Origin of the sequence: Oribacterium sp. oral taxon 078 str. F0262, assembly GCF_000160135.1 — a bacterium.
GTDB lineage: Bacteria > Bacillota > Clostridia > Lachnospirales > Lachnospiraceae > Oribacterium.
In genome coordinates this window covers 657,214-678,719 of the sequence record NZ_GG729933.1, presented here as the reverse complement: position 1 = coordinate 678,719, position 21,506 = coordinate 657,214, and the positions used below count along the sequence as shown (strand labels likewise).

18 protein-coding genes are annotated in these 21,506 nt (G+C 57.6%); all 18 read right to left on the bottom strand.

Translation table 11 applies throughout. From position 1 onward, the window contains the following. Positions 1-118: 118 nt before the first annotated feature. Positions 119-871 (bottom strand): tryptophan synthase subunit alpha, encoded by a 753-nt coding sequence (gene trpA / locus GCWU000341_RS03110; RefSeq protein WP_009214272.1) that lies wholly within the window; start codon positions 869-871, stop codon positions 119-121. Then, positions 868-2,055: a tryptophan synthase subunit beta gene (trpB, locus tag GCWU000341_RS03105; protein ID WP_040652990.1), complete on the bottom strand. Its 1,188-nt coding sequence runs from the start codon at positions 2,053-2,055 to the stop codon at positions 868-870. Before trpB ends, trpA begins: the two co-directional genes overlap by 4 nt. 615 nt (positions 2,056-2,670) lie before the next feature. After that, on the bottom strand, positions 2,671-3,573 hold the full coding sequence (dusB, locus tag GCWU000341_RS03095) for a tRNA dihydrouridine synthase DusB (RefSeq protein ID WP_050761897.1): 903 nt from the start codon (positions 3,571-3,573) through the stop codon (positions 2,671-2,673). Between the two features lie 28 nt (positions 3,574-3,601). Further along, a complete protein-coding gene (locus GCWU000341_RS13410) occupies positions 3,602-3,976 on the bottom strand; it encodes a DUF6145 family protein (protein ID WP_009214267.1) in 375 nt (124 codons plus the stop codon). A 193-nt stretch (positions 3,977-4,169) separates the two neighbouring features. Beyond that, a complete protein-coding gene (gene pfkA, locus GCWU000341_RS03085) occupies positions 4,170-5,144 on the bottom strand; it encodes a 6-phosphofructokinase (protein WP_040652987.1) in 975 nt (324 codons plus the stop codon). A gap of 153 nt (positions 5,145-5,297) precedes the next feature. Then, positions 5,298-8,783: a DNA polymerase III subunit alpha gene (locus tag GCWU000341_RS03080; protein WP_040653337.1), complete on the bottom strand. Its 3,486-nt coding sequence runs from the start codon at positions 8,781-8,783 to the stop codon at positions 5,298-5,300. Between the two features lie 111 nt (positions 8,784-8,894). Further along, complete coding sequence (locus GCWU000341_RS03075; RefSeq protein ID WP_009214263.1) at positions 8,895-9,152, bottom strand: HPr family phosphocarrier protein; 258 nt, start codon at positions 9,150-9,152, stop codon at positions 8,895-8,897. 96 nt (positions 9,153-9,248) lie between these two features. Then, positions 9,249-9,950 (bottom strand): DNA-binding protein WhiA, encoded by a 702-nt coding sequence (gene whiA / locus GCWU000341_RS03070; RefSeq protein WP_009214262.1) that lies wholly within the window; start codon positions 9,948-9,950, stop codon positions 9,249-9,251. A 50-nt stretch (positions 9,951-10,000) separates the two neighbouring features. After that, complete coding sequence (gene rapZ / locus GCWU000341_RS03065; protein WP_036600079.1) at positions 10,001-10,861, bottom strand: RNase adapter RapZ; 861 nt, start codon at positions 10,859-10,861, stop codon at positions 10,001-10,003. Between the two features lie 11 nt (positions 10,862-10,872). After that, complete coding sequence (gene murB, locus GCWU000341_RS03060) at positions 10,873-11,739, bottom strand: UDP-N-acetylmuramate dehydrogenase (protein WP_242651599.1); 867 nt, start codon at positions 11,737-11,739, stop codon at positions 10,873-10,875. A gap of 20 nt (positions 11,740-11,759) precedes the next feature. Next, complete coding sequence (gene hprK, locus GCWU000341_RS03055; protein WP_009214259.1) at positions 11,760-12,698, bottom strand: HPr(Ser) kinase/phosphatase; 939 nt, start codon at positions 12,696-12,698, stop codon at positions 11,760-11,762. Positions 12,699-12,819: 121 nt separating this feature from the next. Further along, positions 12,820-13,290, bottom strand: coding sequence for an SsrA-binding protein SmpB (gene smpB / locus GCWU000341_RS03050; RefSeq protein ID WP_009214258.1), 471 nt, complete (start codon positions 13,288-13,290; stop codon positions 12,820-12,822). An 80-nt stretch (positions 13,291-13,370) separates the two neighbouring features. Beyond that, a complete protein-coding gene (gene secG / locus GCWU000341_RS03045) occupies positions 13,371-13,598 on the bottom strand; it encodes a preprotein translocase subunit SecG (RefSeq protein ID WP_009214257.1) in 228 nt (75 codons plus the stop codon). A 416-nt stretch (positions 13,599-14,014) separates the two neighbouring features. Next, positions 14,015-14,824: a glutamate racemase gene (murI, locus tag GCWU000341_RS03035; RefSeq protein WP_040652982.1), complete on the bottom strand. Its 810-nt coding sequence runs from the start codon at positions 14,822-14,824 to the stop codon at positions 14,015-14,017. Between the two features lie 22 nt (positions 14,825-14,846). Beyond that, complete coding sequence (locus tag GCWU000341_RS03030; protein ID WP_009214254.1) at positions 14,847-16,232, bottom strand: ABC transporter permease; 1,386 nt, start codon at positions 16,230-16,232, stop codon at positions 14,847-14,849. Further along, positions 16,219-18,285, bottom strand: a complete 2,067-nt coding sequence (locus GCWU000341_RS03025; RefSeq protein WP_009214253.1) for a COG1361 S-layer family protein — start codon at positions 18,283-18,285, stop codon at positions 16,219-16,221. The genes GCWU000341_RS03030 and GCWU000341_RS03025 overlap by 14 nt, the downstream gene beginning before the upstream one ends. A 49-nt stretch (positions 18,286-18,334) precedes the next feature. Beyond that, positions 18,335-19,150: an ABC transporter ATP-binding protein gene (locus tag GCWU000341_RS03020; RefSeq protein WP_009214252.1), complete on the bottom strand. Its 816-nt coding sequence runs from the start codon at positions 19,148-19,150 to the stop codon at positions 18,335-18,337. Positions 19,151-20,139: 989 nt separating this feature from the next. Next, positions 20,140-21,450: a serine--tRNA ligase gene (gene serS, locus GCWU000341_RS03010; RefSeq protein WP_009214249.1), complete on the bottom strand. Its 1,311-nt coding sequence runs from the start codon at positions 21,448-21,450 to the stop codon at positions 20,140-20,142. Positions 21,451-21,506 lie beyond the last annotated feature (56 nt).

The window sequence follows — 21,506 nt, the reverse complement described above, 5'->3', positions numbered from 1 at the left end:
AGGCGGGAGGCTGCTGTGTCCCCCGCCGATCCCCGGCCATAGCAGCAGCGCAGGCGGAGATTCGCAGTCCCGAGAGCGGGAGGCCGCTGTTCCCCTGGCCGCCGCAGCGTTTTTGATATCAGCGCACTCTGTGCACGGCCTCTGCCATTCTCTTTGCGTAGGCCCCGGCGTACTCCGCCTTTCCCTGTCCGGGAAGAGCGGGCATCGCGATCAGTCCGTCAAAGAATGCCGCTGCCTCCCCGGCCTCTTCCGCCTCCTTCTCCCCGAAATCAATCACAAGGGGGATTCCTCTTCTTTCCCGGACGAGCTTTGCTGTCTCCCTCATTTCGGACAGGCCCCCTTCCCCCGCATCCGGAGAGGGCAGGAGGCAGAGGAAGCCCTCCGAGTCCCCGGCGATTGCGAGGACCCTCTTCTCCGGAGAAGGGGCGAGCATGGAGATCAGGCAGATTCCGTGCTTTTTCGCGGCTCCCAGAAATTCTTCCCTCTCCTCAAAGGGGACATCCGGAAGGATCAGGGCATCGGCACCGGCCTCCGCCGCCTCCTTCATAAAGCGCTCCGTCCCGTAGGAGAAGACGACATTGGCATAGCTTCTGTAAATAAGCGGGAGCGAAAGCTCTCTCCGAAGCTCTCTCGTAAGAGAGAAGACGGCGTCTGTCGTTGTCCCTCCTCTCAGAGCGCGAAGCTCCGCCTCCATGACAGCGTCCCCCTCCGCCGCAGGATCGGAAAAGGGGATGCAGAGTCCGATGAGGTCCGCTCCGCCCTTTGCCATCTCACGAACGATCTCCTCCGTTGTCTTAAGATCCGGATCCCCGCAGATGATAAACGGGATAAAGGCCCTTCCCTTTTGAAATGCTTCTTTAATGCGGCTCATTCGCTGATCTCCTCCCCTCTCAAACGCGCGACGGACGCGCAGTCCTTGTCCCCTCTCCCGGAGACCGTAACCACAATGCACTGATCCTTCCGCATTTCCCCGGCAATTTTCATCGCATGGGCAAGGGCATGGGAGGATTCGATCGCCGGGATGATTCCCTCCGTCCTGGACAGATACTCAAAGGCCTCCAGAGCCTCCTCGTCCGTCACCGGCACGTACTCCGCCCTCCCCCTCTCATAGAGCTCCGCGTGCTCCGGTCCGACTCCCGGATAGTCGAGCCCTGCGGAGATGGAATAGACCGGCGCGATCTGTCCATAGCGGTCCTGACAGAAATAGGACTTCATGCCGTGGAAGATGCCGGGGCTTCCGGCGCGGATACTGGCTGCCGTCTCCGGACTGTCAATCCCTCTCCCCGCCGCCTCACAGCCGATGAGGCGAACCCCGGGATCCCCGATGAAGGAGCAGAAGGAGCCGATCGCGTTGGAGCCTCCTCCCACACAGGCGATGACGGCGTCCGGAAGCTTCCCCTCCTTTTTCAGGATCTGCTCCTTGATTTCCCTGGAGATCACCGACTGAAAGTCCCGCACAATCATGGGGAAGGGATGCGGCCCCACGACGGAGCCCATGCAGTAATGCGTGTCCCCGATTCTCCTGGTCCACTCCCCCATCGCCCGGGAAACCGCGTCCTTCAGCGTCCCCGTTCCGCTTGATACGGACACAAGCTCCGCCCCGAGGAGCTTCATCCTGTAGGCATTTAAGGTCTGCCGCTCCACATCCTCCTTCCCCATGAAGATGACGCATTCCATCCCGAAGAGAGCCGCCGCGGTCGCCGTCGCGACACCGTGCTGTCCCGCCCCGGTCTCCGCGATGAGACGGGTCTTTCCCATCCTCTTTGCGAGAAGCGCCTGTCCGAGGACGTTGTTGATCTTGTGCGCTCCGGTGTGATTCAGATCCTCTCTTTTCAGATAGATCTTCGCGCCGCCGAGCTCTCTCGTCATCTTCTCCGCGAAGTAGAGGCGGGAAGGCCGGCCGGCGTACTCGTTTAAAAGCTCCTTCAGCTCCGCCTGGAAATCGGGGTCCTCTCCGTATTTCCGGTAGGCCTCCTCGAGCTCATTCACCGCATTCATCAAAATCTCCGGGATGTACTGCCCCCCGTAGGATCCAAATCTTCCCTTTCTCTCCATGCTGAATCCTCCTTTTCCCTCTGTGCCGTCCCGCCGCCCTGTCTATTCTCGCAAAGGCCCTCTTCCTTCCCGGCCCCGGCACCGCTTCCCTTCGTTCTTCTCCCACCGGGCTTCCGCCGATCTCAGCGAGAGAGGCCGTTTCCTTTGAGAAATAATCCTCTGCGCTCCCATGACTGATACAGCAAAAAGTCCCCGGCAGAAAGAGATTCTTTCTGCCAGGGACGAAGAGATTCTTCGCGGTGCCACCCTGCTTCGCGATCTGACGCGCACTTTGCGGGATACCAACATATCCCCGGAAACTGACGTATTCCCTCACGTCGCAGAATACTCGGATCCGTCTCCGGAACCTTTGACTGCGCCCTCTGCGGTCCATTTGACAGACTGTAGTTCCGCCCGATTCTCAGCATCGCGGGCTCTCTGTGGGATCATGCCTGCCGTTATCTCCGCATCAACGGTTTCTATGGTTTTCCTTTTTAACATAAGCGCGGGAGAGCTGTCAAGAACTTTTTTATATCAGGGCCCCGCTCTCATCCGTCTTCCATCCACCGGCAGAGCACAGGCCCCCAAAGCCGTAACAAACCCGGCCTCCATGATCGGCCCGTTTTTAAGCCTCTATCAGCGGAGCAAAGAGAGCAGCCCCCGAAGCTCCTCCGACGTCTCCGCGGCATTCACTCTCCTCCGAAAGTCCGAGGAGCGGGGAAGGCCCGCCGTATACCAGGAGAGATGCTTTCGCATCTCCCGCACAGCGACCCTCTCCCCCTTATACTCCACCATAAGCGCAATGTGACGCTCCATGAGCCGGAGTCTCTCCTCTAATCCCGGCTCCTCCGGCAGGACGCCGCTCTCCAAAAAGAGGACCGTCCGGCGAATCAGCCAGGGATTCCCCCTCACCGCTCTCGCAAGGGCGATCCCGTCCACGCCCGTAGACTTCAGCATGCGCTTCGCATCCTCCGGAGAAAACACATCCCCGTTTCCGATGACCGGGATGGAGACCGCCTCCTTTACCGATCGGAGAACTTCCCAGTCCGCCTTCCCGCTGTAGTACTGCTCCCTCGTCCGGCCGTGCACCGTCACCGCGGCCGCTCCCGCATCCTCCATCCGCTTCGCAAATTCCGGGGCGGTGGACTCCCCCGCGGAAAAGCCCTTCCGAAATTTCACGGTGACAGGCTTATGAACCCGCGAGACCATCGCTTTTATGATCCTCCCGGCAAGCTCCGGCTTCCGCATCAGGGCGGAGCCCTCTCCGTTTCTCACGATCTTTGGGACAGGGCAGCCCATATTGACATCCAGGACATCAAAGCGCTCCTCCAGACGGACCGCGATCTCGCCCATGATCTCCGGATCGGATCCGAAAAGCTGCACGGCGAGCGGAGACTCCCCCTTTCCCCTCTCAAGAATTGCCTCTGTATTTCGGCTTTCGTAGAGCACGGCCTTTGCGCTCACCATCTCCGTGCAGGAGAGTGCGATCCCCTGCTCCTCGCAGAGGATTCGAAAGGGGAGATCCGTCACCCCCGCCATCGGCGCGAGGACGAGATTTCCCCTGAGCTCAAGCTTCCCTATTCTCACAGACCGCACCTGCCCTCCGAATAGCCTCCATCCCCTGAAAATACAGCTCCAGCTTCTGGAAAAGCTCCTGATTCTCCGCAGAAAGCTCCCGGAGCTTAAGCTCTGCTCCGATTTCGTCGTAGAGATAATCTCCCTCCTCCGACACAGACTGAAGCTCCAGATGTCCTCTCTCATGGAAGCGGAGGATCAGGATCCCTCCGACCTCCTCTGTGAAACGGACGGCCAGGATCCGAAGACGCTTCCGCACCTCCTCCGGAAGCCGATAGGCCGGATTCCAGTAAAATTTCTCGATATAAGAATTCGCGGCGCAGAGCACCGAGCTCTCATCCGCCATCTTTCCCACCTCTCCCTCCAAAAGCAGCTCCTCTTCCTCTCCTCCCGGAAATTATCCCGCTTTCCCCTTGCCCGAAGAAAAAGCCGGAACTGTGTCGTCTTTTGGCCCGGTGCTTCGGAAAATCCATCCATGCGGCAGTCGGAGCAAAAGCTTCCGCGCGGAAGAGGACAGCGAAACTCACGCCGGCTGTCCCCATCAAAAGCAGGGGCAGAGCTCAGCGCACCAGGAGCTTCGCGACCCGGTACTGCTCCGCCGGGATGTTCTTCGTCATGCGGAGAGCCTCCTGAATATCATAGTCCACAAACTCTCCCTTTTTATAGGCCACCAGGCGGTTGGACTTTCCCTCGACCAAAAGCTCCGCCGCCCTCGCCCCCATGATGGATGCGTAATAGCGGTCCTTGCAGGTCGGAGAGCCGCCCCGCTGCATGTGCCCGAGTATGGTCGCCCGGGTTTCGATCCCGGTCGCGGCCTCAATCCGCCTCGCCATCGAGCCGGAATGCCCGATTCCCTCCGCGTTTATGATGATGTAGTGCTTCTTTCCGCGCTTTCTCGATTCGATGATCCGGTTGATGATGGACTGCTCGTCGCCGTCATACTTCTCCGGGAGAAGAATCTCCTCCGCGCCGTTCGAGACGCCGCACCAAAGAGCGATGTAGCCGGCCCGGCGTCCCATGACCTCGATGATGGAGCAGCGCTCATGGGAGGTCGAGGTGTCCCGGATCTTATCGATGGCCTGCATGGCCGTGTTGATCGCCGTGTCGAAGCCGACCGTGTAATCCGTGCAGGCGATATCCAGATCGATCGTCCCCGGGACCCCGATCGTATTGATCCCGAGGGCGGAGAGCTTTCCCGCGCCGCGGAAGGAGCCGTCCCCTCCGATGATGACGATGCCGTCGATCCCGTGCTTTCGACAGATCTCCGCCCCCTTTTCCTGCCCCTCCGCAGTCGTAAACTCCCTGCAGCGCGCGGTGAAAAGAATCGTGCCGCCGCGGCTGATCGTGTCGGAGACGGAGGTCGTATTCATATCGACGATCTCTTCCTCCAGAAGTCCGGCGTAGCCCCTCATGATGCCCTTGACGGCCACTCCGCTGTGAATCGCGGTCCGGACCACACTCCGGATCGCCGCGTTCATGCCGGGCGCATCCCCTCCCGAGGTCAAAACTCCAATCGTCTTTATCTTAGCAGCCATAGCTCCCTCCGTTCTGCCCATCAGGAAGGAACCCGATGGGAAAGCCCCCGTCTCCATCCGCTTTTTTTCGCCCCCTTCTCAGAGGCTCAGAGCCCCGATACGATTCCGCAAAGCAAAAAAGCAGAGGCAGACTTTTGACACTGGAATCATAATTCATCGCCCTCTTTTTTTCAATAGGCCGTAGCGGAGCCTGATATTTTTTTCACCAAAGCCGGAGCGAAGCGAACGGAGGAGCTCTTCTTCGATGGATACGGCGCTGCTCTTCGAAAGACGCTTCACCGCCCTCTCCTTTCTGAGATAAACACAGACCTCCGCCTCCCCCGGATGCGGATGAAGAAGCCCGGAGAGATCCTTCTCCCCCCGAAGATAATCCTCCTTGTCGGAAAATTGGATCCAGAGCTCCCGGGGGACTTCCCGGAAGGGGAGGATCCGCTCTGCGATGAGCTTTGCATCCTGCCCGTCTCCAAGCTGCACCCTCCCTTGGATGAGCAGCTTCTCCTCGCCGTTTAAGGCCTCCCTCTGCTCCTGAAATGTCCTCGGGAAGACCGTGACCTCGATGCTCCCCTGCCGGTCCTCCAGCGTGAGAAAGGCCATCAGCTCGTTCTTCTTCGTGACCTTCTGCCGGATCTCCGTGAGAAGACCGCCGACTGTCACAAGCTGTCCCTCGGAGAGTCCGCCCTCTTCTCCGCTCTCCGGATCCGTCCGGAAGGCCCCCGCCTTCGCATCCACATAGAAGTCCAGAAGCTCCCGGTCGCTGTCCAGGGGATGCCCCGAGAGATAGACCCCGAGCGCATCCTTCTCATTTCGGAGAAGCTCCGCCTTTGGAAACTCCGGGAGGACCGGCATGGTGAAGCGAAAGGCCTCTGCCTCCTCATTGTCCTCTCCCAGGAGATCCGCGAGCGTCATCTGCCCCGCCATCGCGTTCCTTTTCTCCTTCGACTTCGACTCCAGCAGGAAGGGAAGGGCAGTCACCTTCTCCCTCCGGTTTCCGGGAAGGCTGTCCAGAGCTCCGGAGTAGATCAGGGACTCGACCGCCCTCCGGTTTACGCCCCGATCCGAGATGCGGAGAAGGAAGTCCTCGAGGTCCCGGAATTTTCCGCCCCTTCTCCTCTCCTCGATGATCTGCTCCGCCGCGCTCCTCCCGATCCCCTTCACGGCGCTGAGCCCGTAGCGGATCGAAGCGTCCGAGACGGAGAAGCCGCTCTCCGCGAGATTGATGTCCGGCGGGAGGATGGGGATCTCCCGGTCCCTCGCAAACTCCAGATACTCCGCGGTCTTCCCCGCATTGTCCATAAAGGAGCTCATGAGGGCCGCGTAAAATTCCGCGGGGTAATAGCACTTAAGATAGGCGGTCTGATAGGCGATAAGCGCATAGCAGGCGGCGTGAGACTTATTGAAGGCATACTTTGCGAAGTCGATCATCTCGTCGTAGATATGATTCGCCACCTGCTCGGAGATCCCCGCAGAGAGGCAGCCGGGTATGCCCTCCTCCGGATTTCCATAGACGAAGTTCCGCCTCTCCTTCTCCATGACGGAGGCCTTCTTCTTCGACATGGCGCGGCGGAGGAGATCGGACCTTCCCATCGAGTAGCCCGCGAGCTCCCGCACGATCTGCATGACCTGCTCCTGATAGACGATGCAGCCGTAGGTGGACTTTAAAATCGGCTCGATCCTCGGGTGCTCGTAGCTCACCCTTTCCGGATGCTTCTTCCCCTCGATGTACTTCGGGATGAAGTCCATCGGCCCCGGCCGGTAGAGGGATACTCCCGCGATCACATCCTCAAGGCTTGTGGGGCGAAGCCGCTTCATAAAGGAAACCATGCCGCCGCTCTCAAGCTGGAAGACGCCCGCGCAGTCCCCCCGGGAGATCATCTCATAGACCTTCGGATCCTCATAATCCATCCTCTCGAGATCGATCCTCTTTCCGTAATCCTTTTCCGCAAAGCGGATCGCATCCTGGATCACCGTCAAAGTCCGAAGGCCCAGAAAATCCATCTTCAAAAGCCCGAGCTCCTCCACCGTCGTCATCGTAAACTGCGTCGTCACCGCGCCGTCCGTATTCTTCGAGAGAGGCACGAATTCCTCGACCGCGGACCCCGCGATCACAACCCCTGCGGCGTGGGTGGAACTGTGCCTCGGCAGTCCCTCGAGACGCCTCGACATATCGATGATCCGCCTCGTCTCCTCGTCCTCCTCATAGAGCTTCTTGAGATCCGGACTTCCAAAGAGCGCCCTTTCGAGCGTCATATTCAGCTCATTCGGGATGAGCTTTGCGATCATGTCGCACTTCGCGTAGGGGATGTCCATGACTCTTCCGACATCCCGGACGACTCCCTTCGCCGCGAGCGTGCCGAAGGTGATGATCTGGCTGACCTGCTCCTTCCCGTACTTCTTTGTCACATAGTCGATGACCTCCTGCCGCCTCTCGTATTCGAAGTCCACATCGATATCCGGCATCGTCACCCGCTCCGGGTTCAGGAATCTCTCAAAGAGGAGCTGATAGCGCATCGGATCGATGTCCGTGATTCCGATGCTGTAGGCGACGATGGATCCCGCGGCAGAGCCCCTTCCGGGCCCGACTGCGATGCCGTGCGTCTTCGCGAAATGGATATAATCCCAGACGATCAGAAAATATTCGGTAAAGCCCATAGAGCTTATGACGGAGAGCTCATAGGAGAGCCTCTCCCGATAGTGCTCTGCCTCCTCCCCGTATCTTCTCACAAGGCCCTCCTCGCAGAGCTTCCTGAGATAGGAAAGGGGGGTAAAGCCGTCCGGAACCTCATACTTCGGGAGGTGGTAGTGTCCGAACTCGATCTCCACCTGGCAGCGCTCTGCAATCTTCTCGGTATTTAAGATCGCCTCCTCGGCATAGGGGAAGAGCTCCCGCATCTCCTCCTCGGACTTGATATAGAACTGTCCCCCGGGATAGCGCATCCGGTCCTGATCGTTCAGCTTCTTCCCCGTCTGAAGGCAGAGCAGGATGTCGTGCGCCTTTGCGTCCTCCCGGAAGGTATAGTGAATATCATTTGTCGCAACCATCGGGATCCCGGTATCCTCGTGGAGCCGAAGAAGGCCCTGGTTGACCTTCCTCTGCTCCGGATAGCCATGGTCCTGGAGCTCCAGGAAGAAATTCCCCTTCCCGAAAATCTCCTGATAGCGGAGAGCCGCATCCCTCGCCTCCTCATACTGATCCCGCGAGAGATCCCTCGCAAGCTCTCCCGCAAGGCAGGCGGAAAGCGCGATGAGCCCCCCGTGATAGCGCCTTAGAAGCTCAAAGTCCACCCTCGGCTTATAGTAAAATCCCTCCGTGAAGCCTCTCGTCACAAGCTTCATGAGGTTGTGGTATCCCTCCTCATTCTCCGCAAGCAGTACAAGATGATAGTATCTCGCCTCCGCCTTTCCGAAGCTTTTATCGAAGCGGGAGGCAGGACTCAAATAGATTTCACAGCCCAGAATCGGATGGATGCCCTGCGCCTTCGCCTCCTTATAGAAGTCGATCACGCCGTACATCACACCGTGGTCCGTGATTGCCACAGCATCCATGCCGAGCTCCTTCACGCGGGCGATCATCTCCGGAATCTTCCCGGCCCCGTCCAAGAGACTATAGCTTGTGTGAACATGCAGGTGGGTAAAGCTCATATTCTCCTTCCTCTTCGTGTCTCCGCTTTGCAAGGCGCGGGACCGGAAGCGGGCGCCCGGAAAACCGGGCGCCCGCCGCATTCTCTATCAATCCCTGTCAGGCATAGAGCCTCATTCTGCCCCCTTCAGGTATCCGCTGATTTCTGAAACTGCAGCCTCCTCATCGTCACCCTCCGCTGTGACGTTCAGCTCGGTCCCATTGTTCAGGCCGAGCGCCATCATCCCCATGATGGACTTGGCGTTGACCTTCCGGCTTCCCTCGGACATATAGATGCGGGAATTGTATTTGCTTGCGATCTGGACCAGCATCGCCACCGGATGGTCATCTGTCTTTTTCGGCAGGTTGACAGTTACATTCGCGTTCTTCATAGTTTGCCTCCAGGCCTCATCGGTTGATCCTCTGAGCCGCAATTCATGCAGAGTGAAAATATCACTCGTTCCAACACTTACTAAGATGCCTGATTTTCACAGCGCCTGGTTTTTTCGGATTTCCCTGATTCCTGTACTGGGGCATCCCTCCCTCCGGAGATCTGAGGCGATACGGCTCAGCTTTCTCATGCGATGATTGGCGCCGCTCTTTCCGATCGGCGGCTCCACGGTCTCTGCCAGCTCCTCCAAAGAGGCATCGGGTCTCCGAAGTCTCGCTCTCGCGATCTCCCGAAGCCCCTCTCCCAGCCTCTCAAGTCCGATCCGCTCCTCAATAAGCCGGATGTCCTCTGTTTGCCGGATGCTGGCCCGCACGGTCCTGCTGATATTCGCTGCCTCAAAATTTACGCGGCGGTTCACATTCTCACTGAGCTCCTTCCGGATCCGCACATTCTCAAAATCCATCAGCGCCTCATGGGCCCCTATGATATTGAGAACGTCCGAGATCTCAGAGGCGTCCTTCAGATAGATAATGCAGTATCCCCCGCGCTCTGTAGCTCTGGGCCGGAGCGAAAAACGGGACAAAAGCCCCGAAACCTCCGAGGCCTCCTCCTTCCCCCGACAGACAAACTCCAGATGATGGTCCTTCTCGGGGTCCGTGATAGAGGCTCTCTTCAGAAAAAACTCTCTGAGTCTTTTCCGATCCCGCTCCGTCTCGACAGTTTCAATCTTAAATGTTTTTTCAATTGCTGTAAAGCTCTTTTTTAAAAGCTCCTCTTTGACTTTTCTTGAAAATGACATGCTTTCCCCTGCTCAATACCGGAAAATGAGAAAAACACGCCGATCCATTCTCATGTTCCGCTCCTCTTCCCGCTTTCGCTCTGCTCCAGATCCCGGTGATCGATCCGAAGGCCGTAGTCCGCATCCTTTGAAAGCTCCCGAAAGAGAAGCTCCGCGATCGTCACGGAGCGATGCCTGCCTCCGGTGCAGCCGATTCCGATCACAAGCTGATTCTTCCCCTCCGCGATATAGTGCGGAATCAAAAAGCGAATCATATCATATAGCTTTTTCAAAAAGAGCTCCGCGACGCCGTCCCCGAGGACATAGTCTCTGACCGGCTGCTCGAGGCCGCTTCGGCCCCTGAGCTCCGGGATATAATAGGGATTTGGGAGAAAACGCACATCGAAGAGGAGGTCGAGATCCTCCGGTATCCCGTATTTAAAGCCGAAGGAAAGGATCGTGCACTGGAGATTCTCGTAGCGATGCGATTCCCGGAAGATGCGAAAGAGCTCTCTCCTGAGGTCCTTCTGGAGCATCCTCGTGGTGTCGATGATGATATCCGCCCGGCTCTTAAGCCAGGACAGCTTCTCTCTCTCCGCGCTGATCCCGGTCTCGAGACGCCCGTCCCGGCTCAGGGGATGGGCACGCCGGGTCTCCTTATAGCGCTTGATCAGGCAGTCCTCCGAGGCGTCCAGATACAGGATCTCATAGGGGGACTTCCCGTCCTCCCCCCTCTCATCGAGAATCTTCCGAAGCTCCGGGAGCTCCCGGCCCGAACGGATGTCGATCCCCAGGGCCGCCCTCTCCGCAGTCTTTGCCTCTCCCATCAGCTCCGAAAACTTCCCGATGAGAGGGATCGGAAGATTGTCCACGCAGTAGTATCCCATGTCTTCCAGGGATTTGAGCGCCACCGTCTTTCCCGCGCCGCTCATCCCAGTCACGATCAGAAGCTCCCCCACATCTTCACCTCCGGTTTCAAAAGGACGCCGGAGCTCTCCTTCACCCTCCGGATCACCTCCAAAATGAGGGCGTGGATCTCCGCGGCCGTCGCATTTCCCGTGTTTACGATAAAGCCGCAATGCTTTTCCGAGACCTGGGCGCCTCCAATCCGAAATCCTCTGAGCCCCGCCTCCTCGATGAGCCGCCCCGCAAAGTCTCCCTCGGGTCTTTGAAAGGTCGAACCGGCGGAGGGAAGGTTCAAGGGCTGCTTCTCGCTCCTTTTTCTCCGAAATTCCTCGCTCCGTGCCCGGATCTTCTCCGGATCCCCCTTTGAGAGACGGAAGAGGGCGGAGAGAACCGTATATCCCCGCTCCGCTACGATGGAATGCCGGTAGGAAAGCTCCAGCTCCGCGGCGGAAAGCGTCACGGGCTCTCCCGCGGCATCGAGGAGAGAAGCACGGGAAAGGATGTCCCGGATCTCCGTCCCATAGGCCCCGGCATTCATGACGACGGCGCCCCCCACGGTCCCGGGGATTCCCCGAAGGGCCTCCATCCCGCTGAGGGAGAGGGACTCCGCAAGATCCGAAAGCCTGGAGAGAAGGCAGCCCGCCTCCGCAAAAAGGAGAAAGCTCCCGGGGCAGTCCGGGTCCTCTCCGAGGAAGCGAAGCTCCGAGAGCCCTCCTCTAAGGGAAAGGACCGGATCCCGGAGCCCCTTGTCGCTCACCAGGAGATTCGTGCCGTTTCCCAGGATATGAAAGCGCTCCCCCCGCTCCGAAAAGCGTCGGATCAGTGTAATCAGCTCCTCCTCTGTCTTCGGAATGAAAAAATACTCCGCCTCTCCGCCCGCGCGAAAGCTCGTATGCCTCCGCATATCTTCCCTTCTCCGCTCTATCATTCCTCTTGCCGCCTCATATTGGCATTGACGCGGTCATGGAGAACCTGCGCCGCATTGTATCCCATCTTCTTTGCGCGGTGATTTACCGCCGCGCATTCTACGATGATCGCGACATTCCTCCCCGGGCGGATCGGAATCTCATAGCTGATCACGCGGTTTCCCAGATATTCCGCATACTGGTCCTTCAGGCCCAGGCGGTCGTACTCCCTCTCCTTCGACCACTCCGCAAGATTTATGACCATGTTGATGGTCTGGGTATCCTTCACGCACTCGACGCCGAACATCTGCTTTACGTCGATGATGCCGATGCCCCGGAGCTCGATAAAGTATCTCGTGATATCCGGCGCGCTGCCGACGAGGGACTCCTCCGAGACCTTTCGGATCTCCACGACATCGTCCGAGACCAGCCGATGCCCCCTCTTTAAAAGCTCCAGCGCGGCCTCCGATTTCCCGATCCCGCTGTCCCCGGTGATGAGAACTCCTTCGCCGTAGACATCGACCAGGACGCCGTGGACCGTAATCATCGGCGCCATCTTCACCTTCAGCCAGCGGATGATCTCTCCCTCCAGCTCCGTCGTCGGACTCTGGCTGGACAGAAGGGGGATTCCGGCATTGCGGCAGGCGCTGACCATGCAGGAGTCCGGCTCGATATTTCTCGCATAAATGATGCAGGGGATCGGATATTTCGTGATCTCCGCATAGCGGGCGCAGCGCACGCTCCTCTCCAGGGTCATGAGATAGGCGGTCTCGACATTCCCGATGAGCTGCACCCTCTCCGAATCAAACTGGTCAAAAAATCCGGCGAGCTGCAGCGCCGGGCGATTGACATCCGGGATCGTCATATAGATGGGATCCGTGTCGATCTCCGGAGTCAGATTCCGAAGATTTTCCTTCTCGATCAGCTCACTGACGCTGACCTTGTCCACGCTCTTCAATGCACACCTCCCAAGCGAAACCCCTCCCAAAAGGAGGGAGCGCCTCCCCTGCTTCTCTGATGATCTCAAGTATAATCGCCCCTCCCCGAAAAAGCAAGGAAGGCGGCGGCAAGGCGCTCTCTCAGACTCTGATATTCGCCCTCTTAAACTCCTTCTCCAGCTCGCGGCGCTGGCTCCGCTTCTTCATATCCTCTCTCTTATCGTAGTTCTTCTTCCCCCGGCAAAGGCCGATCTCCACCTTCACGAGGCTCCGCTTAAAATAGACGCGAAGCGGCACCAGAGTATACCCCTTCTCCCGTATCTTTTCCGAAAGCTTTCGGATCTCCGATCGGTGCAAAAGGAGTCTTCGGTCCCTGAGCGCATCCCGGTTAAAGAGATTCCCCTTTTCATAGGGATGGATGTGCATCCCCTTGATATAGACCTCCTCCCCCCGGATCTGGCAAAAGGACTCCTTGATGGAGCAGTGTCCGAGCCGGAGGGACTTCACCTCAGTCCCGAAGAGCTCTATCCCGCACTCGTATTCCTCATCGACAAAAAAGTCGTGCCAGGCTTTCTTGTTGTTTGCAATCAGCTTGCATCCTTCCAAAGACATAGACTTATCCTCGTAAAACAAACAAAGGGACCCACATACTCTGTATGCAGGTCCCAGCTCTCCTTATCCCCGGATGGTGATTACCAGATCACGTCAAGGATCAGTGCCACCGCAAAAAACGCGATCGCCGCGAACTTCGTGAACTTCTCCAGATTTCCCTCTATGGAACGCCCCCGGTTCTTCGACCAGTAGGTATCGGCGATCCCGGAGATCGCTCCGAGTCCCTCGCTCTTTCCCTCCTGCATCAGGATGATCGCAGAAAGAGCCAGCCCCAATATGACAAACAGGATCACTAGCGCGATTTTCATTCTCTCACCACCTTTAATAAAGCACCTTGAATCATGGATCGGGGCGCGGCATAAAGCCCTGCCGCTTCTTCCGTGCGATCACAGCTCCAGAGCAGAGCCTTGACGCCGGAATCATAAAGTCCCTGCACAAGTTCTGCGATTATATCATGAAAGCAAAGCGCGCGCAAGGCTTCTCCCATATCTCCTCTGAAAATCTCTGAAACGGGCTTCGCTTCCCTGCTTTTCCGTCTTACGACTCGGGAGACACTTCTCTCTGAGAAGACCCGGGTACGCTCCAAATCCGCCTGATGCTTGCGGCAGTCGGAGCGGGGGTGCCCTGTGCAGGAAGGACAAACGGCAGAGGGCAGAAGCTCAGCTCTCTTTCTTCCATTCAAAAGCCTCTCGATCGCTCCGATCGGCGAGGCATCGGCGGAAGCTCAGCTCTCCTTGTTCAGAAGCCTCTCCTCAAGCTCTGTATCGGGCAGGCTGGAGTAGAGCCGGACACAGCCCCCGCTCTTTCGGTCGGAGAGGAGAGCTTTTTGGAGGAGGCGGTGCTTTGTCTCCCTCGCCGTGCCCTCCGCCCCGTCATAGATCGGGACCGGATAGGACAGGACCTCTCGGATCGCCCGTTTTGCAAAGGGAAAGTGGGTGCAGCCGAGCACAAGGCCGTCGAGCGGACAGCGGATCGTCCCGTCAGCCATCCTTCGGTACGGGCGCAGGAGCTCCCGGAGATAGGATCGCATCTCATCGGAATCCTCCCTCCCCGCCTCCACCATGCGGACGATCTCCGGAGCGGGAAGGGAATGCACCCTCGCCCCCATCCCAAGGCGCGCTGCGAGCTTGTGAAAGCGCTCTCCGCCCAGCGTAGAGCTCGTCGCAAGGACCAAAATCTCCGGCCTTTCCCTCCCCGCGTTCTCGATCGCGGGCTTGAGGGCAGGCTCCATCCCGACGATGATTTCCCCGGGATTTTCCTCTCTGAGAAGCTCCGCCGCCGCCGAGGTCGCCGTATTGCAGGCGATGACGACGGCCTTCACCCTCTGTCCTCTCAGAAATTGATAGGAACGCTCGGAAAGAGCGCGGATCTCCTCCACGCTCTTCTCCCCGTAGGGTGCATTTTTACTGTCCCCGAAAAAGATGAGATCCTCCCCGGGGAGCTCCCGTTTCAGCGCCTTCACGACGCTGATCCCGCCCACTCCGGAATCAAAGATCCCGATCGGGGCGCGCCTTATCTCCTCCGCTTTTCTCATGAGCGCTCTCCGCCCTGCCCCGCTACTCATTTCGAATCGCGGCGAGCGGGCTCAGCCTCATGGCCCTAACAGAAGGGATATAGCCGGAGATCATCCCGACCAGTGTGGCAAAGAGAATCGCAAAGCCCGAAAGCCACAAAGGAATCAGCGAAAGCGATCCCCCGCCGGAAAATCCCATAATCTCCGCCCCGTACTTCTTCGTAAAGAAATTGATGATGACGGAGATTCCAAAGCTTAAGAAGATCCCTGCGATCCCCCCGAGAAGTCCGATCATTGCGGACTCTGTCAGGAACATATTTCGGATATCTCCCATATCACAGCCGAGAACCTTCATGACGCCGATCTCCTTCGTTCTCTCATAGATGGACATCATCATCGTATTCATGATGCCGATCGCCGCGACGAGGAGGGAGACCGCGCCGATTCCGCCGAGGACCATCTGGGTGATCCGAAGCGTTCCCTGGGTCTGCTTCAGCCACTCGGTATTCGAATAGCAGCTGTATCCCATGTCTGTGATCTCCTTCTGCACCGCGGCCACATTGTCCATGTGATCCGCGAAGACATAGGCCTCATCGTAGACATAGTAGCGAAGCGGCTTTCCGTTTTTGTTCCGCGCTGGACTGGGGACCAGGTCCTTCTTATAGATTTTTTTTAAAAGCTTCTTAAAGCTGTCGATATCGGTGTAGCAATTATTGGATTCCTGGCTGTAGTCGTCCTCTCCTCCCTCGATGATGCCGGCTGTCTTCAGGATAAACTTCTTCTGCGGTGCGGGCTGGGAGGAAGCGGAAGCCCCGCTGTCTCCGGGGCTCTGTCCCGCGGGAGAGCTCGCGGCGCCCGAGCCTGCGGAAGCGGAGCTGCTTTCCGGAGCGGGAAAGCTGTAGAAGATCGTCTCTTTCTCCGGATCTACGGTATAGGATTTCATCCAGTTTTTCCCCCTGTGGAAGGAGTTTAAGACCTGGTTTCCGTAGACCAGACTGAGCTCCTCCCCCGGGGCGGGCGGAGAGCCCGAAGCGAGCTTCAGCTCGCGGAGATAGGCCTGAGAGACCCCGATAATATTGTAGGTCGCTTCATAGGGCCCGCTCTTTGCCGTGACATAGACTCCCAGGGAGGGAGAGGTACCCTTCACATGGGGGATCTTCGAGAAATTATCGATCGTCTTGTCGGTGAGCTGAGGGGCGCTCTTCTTCCCGGAGCCCATTCCATCCCCGTAATTCGTGATCGTAATCATCGTGAGAGAGCCGGAATCCTGGAAGGATTTTACAAGACTTCTGTTCATACCAAGCCCCAGACTCACCATGACTACGATGGAGGCCGTGCCGATCACGACGCCGAGGACGGTGAGGACGGTCCTCGTCCTTCTCCTCCTGAGATTTCCGGCCGCAAGCTTTAAAAGATCAGATGCTCTCATCTTTCTTCTTCCTCCGCCTCTTCAGGATGCGGAAGACGGCAAAGACCAGCGAAAGAACAGCGGCCGCTCCGACGATGCCATAGATCGGGCGGACGGGAGAGCCTCCTCCCCCTTCCTTCTCCGCCTTGCTCTCCTGCATATCATCATCCGTCTCCAGCTTCTCCACAACCGTCAAAGTGATTTTTGCGTCCTCCGAGAACTTCTCCCCGTTCACATTCTCATAGTTGATCTTCACCGGGATGGTGCCGTCGTCCTCCGTCGCCGCGACGCCGCTCAGCATGACATCCACATTTCCGGTCTCCCCGGGCTTGATGTTTCCCACATAGGCGGAGGCGGATTTGATGGAGGGCGCCTCAAAGACAGCCTCTACATTATAGAGCGTGACCTTTCCGGTATTGTTGATGCCGAAGGTCGCGTCCGCCTCCGCGCCGATCTCGACGCTCTCCGGCGTGACATCGAAGTTAGAGCAGGAAAGGCGGGCGATCTGATTTACAGGGATGTTCAGGTCCACCTTCTCCTCCGCGTTTTTGAAGTCGGGAGAGTCGTACTTTTCATTTACCGTGACGCCATAGGTCTTCGGATCGACCCCGGCGGCAGCCGTCAGCTGCACCCGGACCTCGCTGGACTTTCCGGCCCCGAGATCGTTTAAGGAGATGGAGCTCGCACCGCCCTCCACGGAGAAGACGGCGGAATCGCTCACCTTCTCGGAGCTCAGATTCAAAAGGATATTGCTCGCGCCGATATTTTGTGAGGCGTTCTTCACATTCATGACGAGGACGAAGGGCTGCCCGGCATAGACCGTCTCCGGCTCCGTGTGATAGGAGTCCACCACGATTCTGGCCTTGGTCCGGTCGTTCGCGTTAAAGTCCCGAGTCTTGTCCTCATCCTTCTTTTCCGGGGGCTGCACCATGGCGGGGTTTTGGACATTGACAAAGAAGGTATCATCCTCTGTGGCGTTTACATCGGCTCCCGGAGCGAGCTTATAGCTTATGATGTAGTGGAGCGGGTAAAATCCGCTCGCCGCGTTCTGCTTGATCGCCATGGAGTAGCCGGGGGAGATGGTCTCGTTGTCCTCCACCTTGTCGAACTTCTGGTCATAGTTCGCCTCGTTGATGTCGAAGGGAAAGTCCTTCACCGCCTCTGATTTCGGGTTCTGTGTGAGCTGGACGCTCTCATTCTCCGCGAGGGCGGGACTCAGCTTCACCGTCACATCGTAGAGCGTCTTTCCGCTCTGATTTCGGAAATTCACGCTGTAGTTCATGACCTCCGGACGGGTCCCGACCGGCGTCGACTGCTGCTCCCCGATGGTAAAGGCCTTATCCTTATTGCTTGTCGCGGGGTTTTTTACCTCTCCCGCCTCCCCGACATAGACATTGATAAACTCTGTCTTATTCTGGGTCCCGGACACACCCGGGATATCGTACCAGATGGTAAAGGGGATGCCGAAGTAGCCGTCGCTCGTCTTTCCGGCATTGTCCTTCATCTTCAAAGCGTCCGAGCGGACCCGGACCTTGAAGCTGAGATCCGCGTACTGCCCCTTCTTCATGCTGCCGAGCCTCTTCTCCTGCGTGAAAAGAGAGGCATTGATCTCAAAGGGATAGACGCCGCCGTCCACGGGATAGACATAGTTCAGCTTGTTCTTATAGGCGTTATTTTTCCCGGCCTTATAGCCCTTCTCCCAGGCATCCTCCGCCTCGGAGTCATCCCCCTCTCCCGAGGAATTCCGGTAGGGATTCTCCTTCTTTACCTGGTTCGGCTCATTGACCGAGAGATAGTTCTGATCGTTCGAGAGGCGGACGCGGACATTCTGGATCTCATCCGTCGGCGGGTTGTAAAGTCCGTTTGAACCATTGTAGCCGATCCGGACATGGAGCTCCATCTCCTGCCCCGGCACACCGTTCTGCGCATCCACCGGATCGTGGATAAAGGTGTTCATATTGGTATTTACATAGGAAGCCTCCGCCCTGCCCGCTTGCGCAAGGCAGGAAAAGAGCAGGAGACTCAGCGCCAAAACCCCCGAAAGCATACTGTGAAAGCTTCTTTTTCCCTGCATTTTCCCTCCTCCGTCCCTTTTCTTCCCATAGCAGTTGCTTTCCCCTCCCTCAGGAGGAAGTCAGCGCTTCTGTCTTCACAAAGGGCCAGTCATGCTTCTCCTCATATATCCTTTTCTCGATGGGACTTTCCTTCTGAATGACGGTCTCCACGATTTTCCCGTCCACCACCCGGAGCTGACGGTCCGACCAGGCCGCGATATTCGGGTCATGCGTCACCATGATAAGGGTATTGTTCCGTTCCCGGACGATCCTCTGCATGAGAGCGAGGACCTCCTCCGTCGTGTGAGAATCCAGATTCCCCGTCGGCTCATCCGCGAAGATGATCTTCGGCTCAATGACGAGCGCCCGGGCGATTCCGACTCTCTGCTGCTGCCCTCCGGACATCTGATTCGGAAGATGATCCCGCTGATCCCCGATCCCCATGAGCTCAAGATATTTCTCGGACTCCCGGAGTCTCTCCTCCTCCGGTACGCCCCGAAACATCAGGGGCAGAGAGACATTCTCCACCGCATTCATCGAGGCTACAAGGTTGTAGCTTTGGAAGATAAAACCCACATTTAGACGTCGGAAGCGCACAAGCTCCCCTTCATTCATCCTGTCGATCCGCTCTCCCGCGATCTCTATCTCTCCCTTCGAGGGCTTCTCCAGTCCCGCCAGCATATTGAGGCAGGTGGACTTCCCGGAGCCCGAGGTCCCGACAATCGCGATAAACTCCCCCTGATAGACGTCAAAGCTCAGACCGTTCAGGGCATAGACTTCATTCTCCCCGATATGAAAGATCTTGTAAAGGTCCCGGACCCTGATGATCGGTTCCACCTCTCTCCCCTCTCTTTCATGGAAACGCCCCAAAATCACCGGCAGCATCCTACATAGAGCGCCCTCTGACAAAAAACGGTACAACAAGAAAAGACAAGATTCGCATAATACGGCAGTTCTCCGATTATTGTAGCAAATCAGCCGCTTAAGTCAAACAAAAGTGAAGTGAAAAGCGAAAGTTTCCCTGCAGCTCTGCCTCTTCTCCCGTCAAATTGCCAAATGCTCGGAGAGGCCGGCCCTGCCCGCGTTTTCCTGCCTGACTGAGGCTGATCTTTTTATAAGACCATAATTTCCGCTCCTTCGTTACAGGGATATAATTTTTTCGGGCGTCCCGAGCTTTGCATCGGCAGGAATATCTGTACAGCACCGGCGGCTTTCTGCAAGCCGCCGGTTTCCCCCTGCCACTTCGTCGATCCAACGCAGGACGCTCTCGCTCCGACTGCCGCAGCCAGCGGCGCGTAAGCGATTTTGAAGTACCAAATCGCCAAGCGCCGGGGCGGCAGACGGCCTTCTTATGGATCGGCAACGCGGCAGGGATATGTCGTGCCGCACTTTCTGCTTTGGCAAAACAGAAAAACGCGGGGCCCCGAAGGTCCCGCGTCCGATATCTCAATATGAAATTCTGCTTCTGACCTCTCCTCATCCTCAGCATTCCTTCGAAAAGCAGGGGCTCTCCCGCCCTGCCATTTTGTCCGTCCGCGCACAGGCCGTCTGCCGCCCCGGCGTTTAGCGATCTGGTTTCTTAAGATCGCTTATGCGCCGCTGGCCGCGGCAGCCGGAGCGAGAGCGTCCTGGGCCGGGCGGGCAAAGGGCAGAAAAGGCGGCAGCTCTTCGCCCCTTTCTATGTTCTCTTCGAGAAGACTCAAGTACGCTCCGAGTCTGCCTGATGGCAGACTTCTGCGCTCTTTCTTCGCTTCTTCGAAGCGAAGGACTCGGCTTCGCCCGGGTGGCTTCAGCCGATCTCCCTTCGGGAGACACTTCTCTTCGAGAAGTGGTCAAGGACGCTCCGAGTCTGCCTGATGGCAGACTTCTGCGCTCTATTTCTTTTCGGTAATGGAGTTGTAGAGCGGAACGAGGCTTTCCTTCCCGCCCATATAGGGGCGGAGAGGTGCGGGAATCCTGACGGAGCCGTCCGCCCGGATCAGGTTCTCGAGGAAGGCGATCAGCATACGGGGAGGCGCCACACAGGTATTGTTCAAGGTGAAGGGAAGGTGGAGCTTTCCGTCCGCTCCTCTCACGCGGATCTTCAGTCTTCTCGCCTGCGCATCCCCCAGGTTGGAGCAGGAGCCCACCTCGAAATACTTCTTCTGTCTCGGAGACCAGGCCTCGACATCGCAGGACTTGACCTTCAGATCGGCGAGGTCCCCGGAGCAGCATTCCAGGGTCCTGACGGGGATCTCCAGAGAGCGGAAGAAATCGACGGTATTCTTCCAGAGCTTCCCATACCAGAGCATCGCATCCTCCGGCTCGCAGACTACGATCATCTCCTGTTTCTCAAACTGGTGGATCCGGTAGACACCCCGTTCCTCGATCCCGTGCGCCCCCTTCTCCTTCCGAAAGCAGGGGGAATAGGAGCTCAGCGTCAGAGGAAGCTTATCCGCCGGAAGGATCTCATCGATGAATCTCCCGATCATGGAGTGCTCGGAGGTCCCGATGAGATAGAGATCCTCTCCCTCGATCTTATACATCATGGCATCCATCTCCGCAAAGGACATGACACCGTCCACCACCCGGGAGCGGATCATATAAGGGGGGATAACATAGGTAAAGCCGCGGTCGATCATGAAATCTCTCGCATAGCTCAGAATCGCGGAATGGAGGCGGGCGATGTCCCCGATCAGATAGTAAAATCCGTTTCCGGCCACTCTTCCCGCCGCGTCGAGGTCGATGCCTCCGAAGCTCTGCATGATGTCGCTGTGGTAGGGGATCTCAAAGTCCGGGACCACGGGCTCTCCGAAGCGCTCATTTTCCACATTAAAGCTGTCGTCCCTTCCGATCGGAACGGAGGGATCGATCATGTTCGGGATGACCATCATCCTCTTATGAATCTCATCCTGGAGCTTCGGCTCCTCGGCCTCGAGCTCTGACAGTCTCCCGGAGAAGTCTGCGACCTCGGCCCGGGCCTTTTCGGCCTCCTCCTTCTTCCCCGCTGCCATCAAAGCGCCGATCTGCTTCGAGACCTGGTTCTTCCTGGCCCGGAGCTCATCCGCCTCCTGCTGAATCTTTCTGGCCTCCGCATCCAGGCGGATCACCTCATCCACAAGCAGCAGCTTCTCCTCCTGAAACTTCTTCTGGATGTTTTCCTTCACAAGCTCCGGATGCTCCCTCACGAACCTGATATCCAGCATCTCTGATTTCTCCTCTCTTTCCCCATTTCCGCATCATGCCCTGTCCTGCCTCCGCG